13 protein-coding genes are annotated in these 12,495 nt (G+C 73.2%); 5 read left to right on the top strand and 8 right to left on the bottom strand.

Going from position 1 to position 12,495, the window contains the following annotated elements; all coding sequences use genetic code 11:
- Positions 1-23 precede the first annotated feature (23 nt).
- Positions 24-1,046, top strand: coding sequence for a Gfo/Idh/MocA family oxidoreductase (locus OHB56_RS34845; protein ID WP_406357733.1), 1,023 nt, complete (start codon positions 24-26; stop codon positions 1,044-1,046).
- A gap of 45 nt (positions 1,047-1,091) precedes the next feature.
- Here OHB56_RS34845 and OHB56_RS34840 read toward each other — a convergent pair whose 3' ends face one another.
- From OHB56_RS34840 to OHB56_RS34830, 3 genes are all read right to left on the bottom strand, one after another.
- Positions 1,092-1,520: a PaaI family thioesterase gene (locus OHB56_RS34840; protein WP_406357731.1), complete on the bottom strand. Its 429-nt coding sequence runs from the start codon at positions 1,518-1,520 to the stop codon at positions 1,092-1,094.
- A gap of 49 nt (positions 1,521-1,569) precedes the next feature.
- Positions 1,570-2,244, bottom strand: a complete 675-nt coding sequence (locus OHB56_RS34835) for a response regulator transcription factor (protein ID WP_350848562.1) — start codon at positions 2,242-2,244, stop codon at positions 1,570-1,572.
- An 85-nt stretch (positions 2,245-2,329) separates the two neighbouring features.
- On the bottom strand, positions 2,330-3,583 hold the full coding sequence (locus OHB56_RS34830; RefSeq protein ID WP_406357729.1) for a histidine kinase: 1,254 nt from the start codon (positions 3,581-3,583) through the stop codon (positions 2,330-2,332).
- A gap of 179 nt (positions 3,584-3,762) precedes the next feature.
- Here OHB56_RS34830 and OHB56_RS34825 point away from each other — a divergent pair, with 179 nt between their 5' ends.
- A complete protein-coding gene (locus tag OHB56_RS34825; RefSeq protein WP_406357727.1) occupies positions 3,763-3,963 on the top strand; it encodes a hypothetical protein in 201 nt (66 codons plus the stop codon).
- Positions 3,964-4,007: 44 nt separating this feature from the next.
- Here the strand turns inward: OHB56_RS34825 and OHB56_RS34820 are convergent, their stop codons facing one another.
- From OHB56_RS34820 to allB, 3 genes are all read right to left on the bottom strand, one after another.
- A complete protein-coding gene (locus OHB56_RS34820; RefSeq protein ID WP_406357725.1) occupies positions 4,008-4,190 on the bottom strand; it encodes a hypothetical protein in 183 nt (60 codons plus the stop codon).
- Positions 4,191-4,209: 19 nt separating this feature from the next.
- Positions 4,210-5,376 (bottom strand): allantoicase, encoded by a 1,167-nt coding sequence (gene alc, locus OHB56_RS34815; protein WP_406357724.1) that lies wholly within the window; start codon positions 5,374-5,376, stop codon positions 4,210-4,212.
- A gap of 151 nt (positions 5,377-5,527) precedes the next feature.
- Positions 5,528-6,868, bottom strand: a complete 1,341-nt coding sequence (gene allB / locus OHB56_RS34810) for an allantoinase AllB (protein ID WP_406357722.1) — start codon at positions 6,866-6,868, stop codon at positions 5,528-5,530.
- A 228-nt stretch (positions 6,869-7,096) separates the two neighbouring features.
- Here allB and OHB56_RS34805 point away from each other — a divergent pair, with 228 nt between their 5' ends.
- Positions 7,097-7,903 (top strand): IclR family transcriptional regulator, encoded by an 807-nt coding sequence (locus tag OHB56_RS34805; protein ID WP_326755696.1) that lies wholly within the window; start codon positions 7,097-7,099, stop codon positions 7,901-7,903.
- Between the two features lie 103 nt (positions 7,904-8,006).
- Here OHB56_RS34805 and OHB56_RS34800 read toward each other — a convergent pair whose 3' ends face one another.
- Positions 8,007-8,324: a DUF5955 family protein gene (locus tag OHB56_RS34800; RefSeq protein WP_406357720.1), complete on the bottom strand. Its 318-nt coding sequence runs from the start codon at positions 8,322-8,324 to the stop codon at positions 8,007-8,009.
- A 311-nt stretch (positions 8,325-8,635) separates the two neighbouring features.
- Here OHB56_RS34800 and OHB56_RS34795 point away from each other — a divergent pair, with 311 nt between their 5' ends.
- Together OHB56_RS34795 and aceB are read left to right on the top strand one after the other, a co-directional pair.
- Entirely contained in the window at positions 8,636-9,316 is a 681-nt protein-coding gene (locus tag OHB56_RS34795) for an NTP transferase domain-containing protein (RefSeq protein ID WP_406357718.1), read from the top strand.
- Between the two features lie 182 nt (positions 9,317-9,498).
- Positions 9,499-11,124, top strand: coding sequence for a malate synthase A (aceB, locus tag OHB56_RS34790; RefSeq protein ID WP_406357716.1), 1,626 nt, complete (start codon positions 9,499-9,501; stop codon positions 11,122-11,124).
- Positions 11,125-11,205: 81 nt separating this feature from the next.
- On the opposite strand, the gene OHB56_RS34785 is transcribed toward aceB, so the two are convergent.
- Positions 11,206-12,120: a HipA family kinase gene (locus tag OHB56_RS34785; protein ID WP_406357715.1), complete on the bottom strand. Its 915-nt coding sequence runs from the start codon at positions 12,118-12,120 to the stop codon at positions 11,206-11,208.
- Positions 12,121-12,495: the final 375 nt, after the last annotated feature.

The following is a 12,495-nucleotide window of genomic DNA, read 5'->3' as shown; positions in this document are numbered from 1 at the left end:
AGCGCGGGCCGCAGTTTGTTCCCATGCGCATCGGGGTCATCGGTACGGGCCGTATCGGCACCATTCACGCCCACACACTCAGCAGGCATCGCGACGTCGGATCCTTGATCCTCACGGACGCCGATCCCGCTCGGGCACAGGCTCTCGCCCACCGGCTCGGTGAGACGGCGGCGCCCGGGGTGGACGAGATCTACACCTGGGGGGTGGACGCCCTGGTGATCACCACGGCCACGTCCGCCCACGCCGAACTCATCGGCCGGGCGGCCCGTTCGGGGCTGCCGGTCTTCTGCGAGAAGCCCATCGCCCTCGACCTCGCGGGCACGTTACAGGCGGTCTCGGAGGTCGAGGCGGCCGGGACGGTCCTGCAGATGGGCTTCCAGCGCCGGTTCGACCCCGGCTACACCGGCGCGCGGGAGGCGGTGCGTTCGGGCCGGCTCGGCCGGCTGCACACCGTCCGGGCCATGAGCAGCGACCCCGAGCCGCCGCCGGCCGGGTACCTGCCCCAGTCCGGCGGGCTGTACCGGGACACGCTGATCCATGACTTCGACGTCGTGCGCTGGGTGACCGGCCGGGAGATCGTGGACGTCTACGCCGCGGGGTCCGACGCGGGGCCGGCGATGTTCCGCGAGGCGGACGACGTGGACACCGGCGCGGCGCTCCTCACCCTCGACGACGGCACGCTCGCCGTCCTCACCGCGACCCGGATGAACGGCGCGGGCTACGACGTGCGGATGGAGCTCGCCGGGGAACGGGACCAGATCGTGGTCGGCCTGGACGACCGTACGCCGATCGCGTCCACCGAGCCGACCGGGCCCCCGGCCGCGGACAAACCGTGGACGGGCTTCCTGGAGCGCTTCGGGCCCGCGTACGAGGCGGAACTGAACGGCTTCGTCGAGGTGGTGCGGGGCGAGCGGGCCAATCCCTGCGACGGGCGCGAGGCCCTCCAGGCGCTGCGCGTCGCGGAGGCGTGCGAGCTGTCCCGGCGGGAGCGCAGGCCGGTACGGCTGATGGAGATCGCGGGCAGGGCGGTCTCGGCCTACGGGTGAGCGCCGCCCCCGGGTGCGGGCGCCCGGGCGACGGGCGACAGGGGCTCAGGGCACGGAGACCGGCAGGACCGTGCCCTGGGCGACCGCGCACAGGGTCGCGGTGCCGTCGTCGTCGAGGGTGTGCAGCTCGCAGCGGACGACGGCCTGGCGGCGGCCGGCGTGCACGACCTCGGCACGGGCGCGCAGGGTGCGCCCGGTGGCCGGACGGAGGTACTGAAGGGAGAAGCCGCCGGTGAGGACGTACGGGCCGAGCGCGGTGCCGCCCGCGAAGGTGAGGGCGTTGTCGGCGGCGTAGGAGAGGACGCCGCCGTGCAGGAAGCCGTTCTGCTGGTGGAGCTCCGCGCGCACGTCGATCTCCAGGGTGGCGCCGCCGTCCCCGAAAGCGGTCACGCGCGCGCCGAGCAGCCGGCTGAAGGGCTGGCTGTCGAGGGTCCGCTGGGCCGTGGTCAGGTCGAGTCCGGAGGACGCGGTCATGGAAAACGGGACTCCTTCGGGCTGCGGATCGGACGGGGCACCGGTGACGCTAACGCTCCTCGGTGTCGTCCAGGAGTCCGGCGTCGTGGGCGAGCAGTGCGATCTGCACGCGGTTGTTGAGGTCCAGCTTGGCCAGGATGCGGGAGACATGGGTTTTGACGGTGGCCACGCTCATGTAGAGCTCGGTGGCGATCCCGGCATTGGCGTGCCCCCGGCCGACCGCCACGGCGACCTCGCGTTCACGGTCGTTGAGAGCGGCCAGGCGCGCGCGTGCGCTCGCGCGCCGCGCGTCGGCGGTGGTGCCCGCCGCGTGTGCCATCAGCTGCCGGGTGACCGTGGGCGACAGCACGGGGTCGCCGGCCGCGACCCGGCGCACCGCGTCGACGATCTCGGCCGGCGCGGTGTCCTTGAGGACGAAGCCCGCCGCGCCCGCGCGCAGCGCCCGCAACACCTGCTCGTCCGCGTGGAAGGTGGTGAGCACCACGACCTGCGGGGCGTCCGCCCGCCGGCGCAGCAGCTCGGTCGCGGTGAGACCGTCCACCGCCGGCATCCGGATGTCCATGAGGACGACGTCCGGGCGGGTGCGGTCCACGAGCGCCCCCACCTCGCTGCCGTCGGCGGCCTCGCCGACGATCTCGATGTCGCCGGCGCCGCCCAGCATCAGGGACAGGCCGGCCCGCACCAGCGGATCGTCGTCGACGAGGAGCAGTCTGATCGCAGTCATGGGCCTTACGTCATCACGGTCGGACGGGGGTGACGGGGTGCGCGGAGGCTCAGCTCCGCCGCACGGTCGCGATGTCGGCTTTTGCTCACCCCCACGGCAGCCGGGCCCGGACCTCGAACCCGCCGTCGGGCGCGCGGCCGTGCTCCAGGGTGCCGCCCGCCAGGGTAGCCCGTTCGGTGAGGCCGATCAGGCCCTGCCCGGCGCCGGGGACGGGGGGCACGTCTCCTTGGGGCGGAGGGTTGCGCACGGACACGGTGAGGCCCTCCCCCGGGCCGCCGGCGACCGACACGGCGACCTCCGTACCGGGGGCGTGCTTGCGGGCGTTGGTCAGGGCCTCCTGGACGATCCGGTAGGCGGTGCGGCCGACGGAGGCGGGGACGGCCGCGGAGCCGGGGACGCGCTGGTCGAGGATGACCTTCATCCCGGCCTGCCGGGACTCGACGACCAGCGTGTCCAGTGCCGCGAGCGTCGGCTGCGGCCGGCCCGCGTCCTCGGACTCGCCGGTCCGCAGCACGCCGATGATCTCCCGCAGGTCCTGGAGCGCCTCGTGCGCGCTCTCCCTGATCACTCCGGCCGCCCGCACGATCTCCTCGCGGGGCGCGTCGGGCCGGAACTCCAGTGCGCCCGCGTGCACGCTGAGCAGCGTCAGCCGGTGTGCCAGCACGTCGTGCATCTCCCGGGCGATGGCTTCCCGTGCGCCCCGCTGCGCGTGCTCGGCCCGCAGCCGCGCTTCCGTCTCGGCCCGCCGTGCCCGGTCCCGCAGGCTCAGCATCAGCTGCCGCTTGGACCGGACGAACATGCCCCAGCCGACGACCGCGACCAGCAGCACCGTGAGGAGGACGATCGAGGCGAGATACGGCAGTTCGGGGTCGGGGCGCCACCAGAAGTAGAGCGGGACGAGCACCGCGTGCGCGCCACCCACCCAGGCCACGTACCGGAAGGGGCGGTGCACGGCGAGGGAGAACAGGGCGATCACGGCCACGCCGCCGGAGGTCTCCGAGACGAAGCTGACGGGGACCATCACCGCGGCCAGCCCGAGCGGCCAACGGCGGCGCAGCCAGACCGCGCCCCAGGACAGCGCCCCGATCAGCTGGTCGAGGGCGGCCAGCGAATGCGGGGCGGCGGGGTTTGCGGTGACCGTGTCGGCGCCCAGCAGGCCCACGCCGACGGCCAGCAGGAAACAGGTGAAGTCGACGACCCAGTCGCGCGCGGTGCGCCGGGGCCGGCGCCCGGACCGGGCGGCATCGGGGTCGAGCTCGTGGATGAGAGCGGACGGGAAGAACCATCTGCGTCCCAGGAACACCGGGGCGGTCCACGCCGCCTTGTCACCACTCGTCACAGCCGACGAATGTACGCAGGGCCCGCCCGTCCCACCGCAGGGCGGGCGGGATCGCCTGCCAAAGTGCTGGGGCCGCAGACTTTCGGCGTACCTGCGCGGAGGGGACCGATACTTTCGTCTTCGGGGAACCGCCCGGCGGCCGATGTACGCGCCGAGCGCGCGGGGCGATCGTCTTCGGCATGAAGAAGCTGCTGGAGATTCTCGGAGTGATCGCCCTGATCCAGGGGGTCGCGGGCCTGGTGCACCAGTTCACCGACTGGAACTGGGGCCTGGTGCAGCGGGTGGGGTTCCTGGAGGGCTTCGAGATCTACGCCGGCCTCGCCCTACTGGCGCTGGCCGTCGCCCTGTTCGCCGCGGCGGAGAACACGAAGTCCGGCTGATCATCGACCGGACCTCCGGCTTCTTGGCCCCGTGCCGTTCGTTGTCAGGCGTCCTCCGGAAGCTCGTACGAACCGTACGCGGGGCGCCCCGCGAGGTCGTAGGTCTGGATGGAGACGCCCGGGGCCGTGACCTGGCCGTCGGTGTGCCGGAAGGGGCCACGCGGCGTGATCGCGCTGTAGGACGCCGAGGTCCCACGCGGCGCACCGGTGCGGTGCGGCCGGTGCACCGCGCGGGACCCCGGTGGGTCAGCCGCCCAGTTCCCGGTGGCGTGCGGTCAGGGCGGCCGACCCCCTGTCGGTCAGTGAACCGAACAGGCGCAGCCGGGAGATGCCGCCGTCCGGGAAGATGTCCACGCGCGCGTGTGTGCCGACCGCCGGGGCGGGGAGGACGAAGCGGTGGTCGGTGTCGGGCTGGAGACGGGTCCGGGGCAGGATCTCCCGCCAGCCACCGTCCCCGCCGTCCCCGCCTCGGCCGTCGGCTGCGCCGGCCTCGCTGTCCCGGACCGACACCGAGGCCCAGCCCGCGCTGTTGCCCTTCAGACAGGCCGTGTCGATCGCGAGGGCGCGGATCTCCGCCTGGCCCGCGAGCCGGTAGCTGATCCAGTCGTGCCCCTGGTCACGGCGGCGCCGGGTCTCCCAGCCGTCGTCCATCCGGCGGGAGCGGCCGGGCCGGATGGTGTTCGCGGGCGGTGAGTAGAAGCGGTCGGACGCGTCCTCGACCCGGCCGCCGTTCTCCAGGGCGACGACGTCGAAGGTGCCCAGCGCCTCCAGCCACACCGGGTCCGGGACGACCTCGCCGTACACGCGCAGGCGCGCGATGCCTCCGTCGGGGTACTGGGACAGGCGCAGGTGGGTGAAGCGCCGGTCGGCCGGTACGGCGAAGCCGTTGGCCGCGTGGCCGCCCACCGGGGTGCGCGGGAGCAGCGTCGTCCACGCGACCTCGCCCGACAGCAGTTCCTCCGGCCCCGGGGAGCCGGTCACCGAGGCGCCCTCGACCGACACGTCCCGGGGATGGTTGCCGCGGAAGTGGGCGGTGTCGACGACGATGCCGTGAACGACTCCGGGCGCGCCGAGGCGGATCAGCGCCCAGTCGTGGTCCTCCGCCGCCGGCCAGGGGTCCCCGGCGGCGGCGCCGCGGCGGCGCCGGGTCTCCCAGCCGTCCATGACCTTGCCCTTGTGGCCGAAGTGCTCGGGGTCGAACACGGCACGACCGGGCAGCAGCAGGTTCTCGCGCTCGGCGAAGAACTCGTCGTTGGCGGCGACGACACCGGCGCCGAGTCGGCGGTCGGCGAGGTCGGTGAGCCGGGTGAAGGGGAAGTCGGCGGTGCGGTAGTCCGCGTACGGGTCGCCGCCGCCGTAGGGACGCGCGGCGCCGGTGAAGCGGGACGCCGGGTGTGCGTGCTGCGCGGTCACGGTGGTCCGGTCCTGCCTTTCGCTGGTCGGTGGGCGGTGGGCGGTGGGCGGTGGGCGGTGGGCGGTGGGCGGTGGGCGGTGGGCGGTGGGCGCGTTCCCGGCCGGCGGTCGGCGGGTGCCGGACGCCGGCCGTTCTCCCTCCCCCGCCCCGTCAGGGGACGCGGGTCAGCAGCCGGCCCTGTGGTGCGGTGAACTCGCCGTCGGCCATGATGCGCCGGCCGCGCAGCCAGGTGGACTTCACGACGCCGTGCAGGGTCCTGCCGGCGTACGCCGTCACGCGGTTGCGGTGCTGGAGCCCCGCCGGGTCGACGGTGAAGGTGTCGTCGGGGGCCAGGACGGCGAAGTCGGCGTCCCGGCCGGGCGCGATGGCGCCCTTGCGGTGGTCGAGGCCTATGAGTTCCGCCGTCCGCGCCGACATCCAGCGCACGACGTCCTCCAGGCCGTGCCCCCGTTCGCGGGCCTCGGTCCAGACGGCGGGCAGGCTGAGCTGGAGGCCGGAGATGCCGCCCCAGGCGGTGGCGAAGTCGGCTGTCTTGAGGTCGGCGGTGGACGGGGAGTGGTCGGTGACCACGCAGTCGATGACGCCGTCCGCCAGCGCCTGCCAGAGCGGGCCCTGGTTGGCGGCTTCGCGGATGGGCGGGCAGCACTTGAACTCGCTGGCGCCGTCCGGGACCTCCTCGGCGGCGAGAGTCAGGTAGTGGGGGCAGGTCTCGACGGTGACGCGTACTCCGTCGGACCTGGCCCCGGCGATCAGCGGCAGCGCGTCGCCGGAGGACAGGTGCAGGATGTGCACGCGCGCGTCGAGGCGTTTCGCCTGCGCGAGGAGCAGGGCGATGGCGGTGTCCTCGGCGTCGCGCGGGCGGGAGGCGAGGAAGTCGGCGTACCTGGGGCCGCCGTGCTGCGGGGCGGCGGCGAGGCGGTCGGGGTCCTCGGCGTGCACGATCAGCAGCCCGTCGAAGGCGGCGATCTCCTCCAGGGTCCGGGCGAGCCGGTCCCGTCCGAGGTGCGGGAACTCGTCGACGCCGGACGGTGACAGGAAGGCCTTGAAACCGAAGACGCCGGCCTCGTGCAGCGGCCGCAGGTCCTCGACGTTGCCGGGCAGGGCGCCGCCCCAGAAGCCGACGTCGACATGGGTCCGGCCGGCGGCGGCCCGCTGCTTGGTCCGCAGATGGGCGGTTGTCGTGGTCGGCGGGAGGGAGTTGAGCGGCATGTCGACGAGCGTGGTGATGCCGCCGGCCGCCGCCGCGCGGGTGGCGGTCCAGAAGCCCTCCCACTCGCTGCGGCCCGGTTCGTTGACGTGCACGTGGGTGTCGACCAGGCCGGGCAGCAGGACGTCGTCGCCGAGGTCCGTCAGACGTGCCGTCCCGGGGACCGGCGCCTCGTACGGCAGGACGGCCGTGATCGTGCCGCCGGTGACGGCGACCGACGCGGCGCGCGTCCCCTCGGGAGTGATGACGCGCGTCGAGCGCAGTACCAGTCCGGCGTCGGACACCCGCACCCCCCTCACCCGATTTCAACGTTCTGTTGAAGGAGTCTTCACTCCCGCCCCGATGCCGTCAAGGGGCGCCCTGCCCGCACGGGCGCCGGCGACCACCCCCTGGACTATTCCATAAAGCGGAATTAGAATTCCGGGAAGCAGAATGCATGAATGCGCAGACAGTCAGTCGACCCGACTGCCGGGTAGGCTTCCTCCTTCCCGCCAGTCCGAAAGGAACGCGCCGTGCCGACGTCCAGCGCCAGCACCAACGGCTCCGTCCGGTCCGCTCCGGGCGGCGGAGTGCAGTCCCTCGAGCGCGCCTTCGACCTGCTCGAGCGCATGGCGGACGCGGGCGGCGAGGTCGGCCTCAGCGAATTGTCGGCGAGCAGCGGGCTGCCCCTGCCGACGATCCACCGCCTGATGCGCACCCTGGTCGCGTGCGGTTACGTACGCCAGCAACCCAACCGCCGGTACGCGCTCGGCCCGCGCCTGATCCGGCTCGGTGAGTCCTCCTCCCGGCTGCTGGGCACCTGGGCGCGCCCGTATCTGGCCCGCCTGGTGGAGGAGACCGGCGAGACGGCCAACATGGCGCTGCTCGACGGGGACGAGATCGTGTACGTCGCGCAGGTGCCGTCCAAGCACTCCATGCGGATGTTCACCGAGGTCGGCCGCCGGGTCCTGCCGCACTCCACCGGCGTGGGCAAGGCCCTGCTGGCCGGCTTCCCGCCACAGGACGTACGGGCCCTGCTCGCCCGCACCGGAATGCCCGCGGCGACGGACAGGACCATCACCACGCCGGAGGGTTTCCTGGCCGCGCTCGACGAGGTGCGCCGCCAGGGCTACGCCATCGACGACAACGAGCAGGAGATCGGCGTACGGTGCCTCGCCGTCTCCGTGCCCGACGCCCCCACCCCGGCCGCCCTCTCGATCTCCGGTCCCGCGGGGCGGGTCACGGAGGCGGCGACGGAGCGGATCGTGCCGGTGCTCCAGCAGGTGGCGACGGAACTCTCCGAAGTGCTCACCACCCCGGGCGGCGGCCCGACGGTCTGACCCGGCCCGACGGTCCGCCCCGGCCCGACTCGACCCGGTCACCCATCGCGACCACAGCGCCCGCGCACGCCCCCCTTTCGAGGAGCGCGCGAACGGGTGTGCGTCAAGCCCTGGGTGACGGTCCGAACAGATCCACCGCGTCCCGCACTTCGCCCAGCCCCCGGCCCAGTGCGCTCACCGAGCCGATCGCGCCGGCGATCAGCAGCAGGGAACGGCGTAACCGGGGAATCTCGGGATCGCCGCAGGCCGCGTGGGCGTCCAGTGCGGCGAGTTCGTCCTCCGCGATGACCCGATCGGGGAACTCCGCCGGATGGGCGGCCAGTTGGCGACGCAGCCTGGCCACGGCGGAGCGCAGCTCCGTCACCCGTGGATCCTCTTCTCGACTGCCGGTCGCACGCTGCTGCTCTACGCTCCGCAACACAGTCCTCCCCCTCGCACGCGGTGGTGCGCCTCCCCACCGGCCCCGCCGCCCCGTCGGCCGGTGCGCGCCAGTAAACGCCACCCCACCCCCTCCGCGCCAGCCCGCTGCGTCATCGGCTTGCTCCACAGCGTGACATCGCAGGCCGGATGCGCCCCTTCGCGCTCCCTGCCTCCGCCCGTTCCCGCCCTTTCCGCCCCTTCCGCGCCGCCCACCGCGCCGTCCGCCACGTCACCCGTCGCGCCACCCCGGCGCCACCCGCCGGGTTCCTCCGGCGCCCGGCGGTCCACGGGGTATTGAGGTATGCAGAACGCATGACGACACGTCGGACGGGCCCGGACCCGGGCCGGGCCACCGGAGAGGTGACGGGGCTGCTGCTCGCGGCGGGCGGTGGACGGCGGCTGGGCGGGCGGCCCAAGGCGCTGCTGACCCACCGGGGGCGGCCGCTGGTGGAGCACGCGGTACGGGCCTTGCGCGCGGGCGGCTGCGAGCGCGTGCACGTGGTGCTCGGCGCGCGGGCGGACGTCGTCCGCGCGCGCGCCGAGCTGCCGGACTGCGTGCTCGTCGACAACCCGGACTGGGAGCAGGGAATGGGCTCGTCCCTGCGGGCCGGGCTCGCCTCGCTGGCCGGTACGGAAGCGCGGGCCGCCCTGGTCCTGCTGGTCGACCAGCCCGGAATCGGCCCGCAGGCGGTCGCGCGGCTACTCGCCGCGTACGCGGCACGGGAGACGGGGTACTCGCAGGACACGCGGAACGCGCGCGAGGGGCAGGAGGTGCGGGACCCCCTCATCTCGGCCACCTACGCCGGCGTACGCGGTCACCCCGTCCTGTTCGGGGCCGCGCACTGGGCCGGGGTCGCCGCGGCCGCGACCGGCGACCAGGGAGCACGCGCCTACCTGAAGGAACACGCGGACGCCGTCGCCCTCGTCGAGTGCGGGGACGTGGCCGAGCCCTATGACATCGACACGAAGGAGGACCTGAACCGCCTCGGATGAGCGGGCGCCATCGGTCCGACCCGAGGCGCCCCGACATCAACAAACCATTGAACTTCCACGATAAGGAAACTACTATCCACAGCCCGGAGCGCCCCTCGGACCCGCCCCTCCCCCGGGCGCTCTCCGCCGCCCTCGGGCCGACCGGCACCCGGTGCCGTGCCCGCCGAAGGAAGTGAGAGCTGATGTCCGCACCAGCGCCGCACCCGCTGGCCATCGTCGACGCCGAGCCCCTGCCCCGGCAGGAGGAGGTCCTCACCGAGGCGGCCCTCGCCTTCGTGGCCGAACTGCACCGGCGGTTCACGCCCCGGCGCGACGAACTCCTCGCCCGCCGCGCGGAGCGCCGTGCCGAGATCGCCCGCACCTCCACGCTCGACTTCCTTCCCGAGACGGCCGCCGTCCGCGCGGACGACTCCTGGAGGGTGGCCCCGGCCCCCGAGGCCCTGAACGACCGCCGGGTCGAGATCACCGGCCCCACCGACCGCAAGATGACCGTCAACGCCCTCAACTCGGGTGCGAAGGTGTGGCTCGCGGACTTCGAGGACGCCTCCGCGCCCACGTGGGAGAACGTGGTCCTCGGCCAGCTCAACCTGATCAACGCCTACACCCGGACCATCGACTTCACCGACCCGGTGTCCGGCAAGTCGTACGCCCTGCGCCCGGACGGGGAACTGGCGACGGTCGTCACGCGCCCACGCGGCTGGCACCTGAACGAACGCCATCTCGCCGACGCCGACGGCACCCGGGTGCCCGGCGCCCTGGTCGACTTCGGGCTGTACTTCTTCCACAACGCCCAGCGTCTCCTGGACCTCGGCAAGGGCCCGTACTTCTACCTCCCGAAGACGGAGTCCCACCTCGAGGCCCGTCTGTGGAACGACGTGTTCGTCTTCGCCCAGGACTATGCGGGCATCCCTCAGGGCACCGTGCGCGCCACCGTCCTCATCGAGACGATCACGGCCGCGTACGAGATGGAGGAGATCCTCTACGAGCTGCGCGACCATGCCTCGGGGCTGAACGCCGGGCGCTGGGACTACCTGTTCTCCATCGTCAAGAACTTCCGTGACGGCGGGGAGAAGTTCGTCCTGCCGGACCGCAACGCGGTCACGATGACGGCTCCGTTCATGCGTGCGTACACCGAGCTCCTGGTGCGCACCTGCCACAAGCGGGGGGCGCACGCGATCGGCGGCATGGCCGCCTTCATCCCGTCCCGCCGGGATCCGGAGGTCAACAAGGTCGCGTTCGAGAAGGTGCGCGCCGACAAGGACCGTGAGGCGAACGACGGTTTCGACGGCTCCTGGGTCGCCCACCCGGACCTGGTCCCGATCGCCATGGAATCCTTCGACCGGGTGCTCGGCGACAGGCCGCACCAGAAGGACCGGCTGCGCGAGGACGTCGACGTCCACGCCGCCGACCTGCTCGCGATCGACTCCCTGGAGGCCACTCCGACGTACGCGGGCCTGGTCAACGCGGTCCAGGTGGGCATCCGTTACATCGAGGCGTGGCTGCGCGGCCTCGGCGCGGTGGCCATCTTCAACCTGATGGAGGATGCGGCCACCGCCGAGATCTCCCGGTCCCAGATCTGGCAGTGGATCAACGCGGGCGTCGTCCTCGACAACGGCGAATTGGTCACCGCGGAGCTGGCCCGCCGGGTCGCCGCCGAGGAACTGTCGAACATCCGCGGCGAGCTGGGCGAGGAGGCCTTCGCGGCGGGCCACTGGCAGCAGGCCCACGACCTGCTGCTGACGGTCGCCCTCGACGAGGACTACGCCGACTTCCTCACCCTGCCGGCCTACGAACAGCTCAAGGGCTGACACCCGGCAGCCGTCACCCCCGGTCCCAGCCCCGCCGTGGCGGGGGTGGGTTTGGGGCTGGGACGGGCCCGCGGCCCCGGTTCACCCCAGGTGTACCGACCAGTCCTGCTCCGCCGCGGGCCTGCCGTGCAGATCGGGAACGTTCTTGAGCCAGGCCGGGCGCCCCTGCCGGGTCCGCGCCGCCCGGCGGGCGTTCTCCGCGGCCAGTTCCGCCGCGCCGGGGAAGTCGGTCGGCAGCCACTGGGCCGAGGCCCGCGCCCGCGCATGCAGATACCCCGTGTACGCCTCGCGGGCCTCGTCGGGCGTCGCGAAGTCCGGCTCCCCGGCGAGCCAGGCGTCGGGCACCTCGGCGATGATGGCCCTCAGCAGTTCCTCGGTCACCTTCGGCGCAAGTTCGGCGTCGGCGGCGCGGACGTCGGGCCCGTAACCGCCGAGGGCGTGGTGGCGGAAGTCGTACGCCTTGGCCGGGTCGGACGCGTCCCAGCGGTGGTGGAAGACGAGCGCGGCACCGTGGTCGATGAGCCACAGCCGGGGCGGCGCGACGCCGAGCGTCGGCCAGACCATCAGATTGGAGCTGTGGACGGTCCGGTCCACGTTCACCGTGAGCGCGTCCAGCCAGACGATCCGCCCGGCCTCCACCGGGTCGACGGGAAAGACCTCGGCGACCTCGGGCGTGAAGTCCCGCGCCCCCGGCAGATAGTCCATGCCGAGGTTGGTCCCGGCACTGGCGGCGTGCAGCTCGCGCACCTCCTGATGCGGCTCGCCGTCGGCGATCGCGGGATCGAAGTCCACCAGGACCAGCTCCGGGAACCGCAGCCCCAGCGCACGGGCCAGTTCCCCGACGATCACCTCGGCGACCAGTGCCTTGCGCCCCTGCGCGGACCCCGTGAACTTCACGACGTACGTACCGAGGTCGTCGGCCTCGAACACCCCGGGCACGGAACCGCCGGACCTCAGAGGTGTGATGTAGCGGGTGGCGGTGACTTCGGTCAGCATTCTCCCAGGCCGTTCGACTCTTCGCTCCTACCGTCCACGACCGCCCCTCCGGTCTCCGGCATGAAGTGAGCATAGTAACCAGCGTGACCGCCGCGGCGAGGAGTGCCCGAGCCACCGTGCCGACGTCACCACGGGCTCTCCCGCCTCCAGCACGTGGAATCCCCCCCCTCGGCGCCGCCTCCCACTGCCACTGCCACCGCCACTGCTTCGCCGATCGGGGAAAACCTCTGCCGCGACGGTATGAGGCCCACCCGGTGGGGGATCCACTTCGCGCAGAGGGCCTGGGCAACCGCCGACGCCCTGCGGACGGCGCGTTTCTCCACAGTCACGCCGCACGTCGGCCGGAGTACCGGCCTCGTCCTCTCCTCCGGAGTC

Origin of the sequence: Streptomyces sp. NBC_01635 (assembly GCF_045209715.1) — a bacterium.
In the GTDB taxonomy this organism is placed as follows: domain Bacteria; phylum Actinomycetota; class Actinomycetes; order Streptomycetales; family Streptomycetaceae; genus Streptomyces; species Streptomyces hirsutus.
Note: the sequence above shows the minus strand (reverse complement) of the source record. Positions and strands in the feature narration are given on the sequence as shown.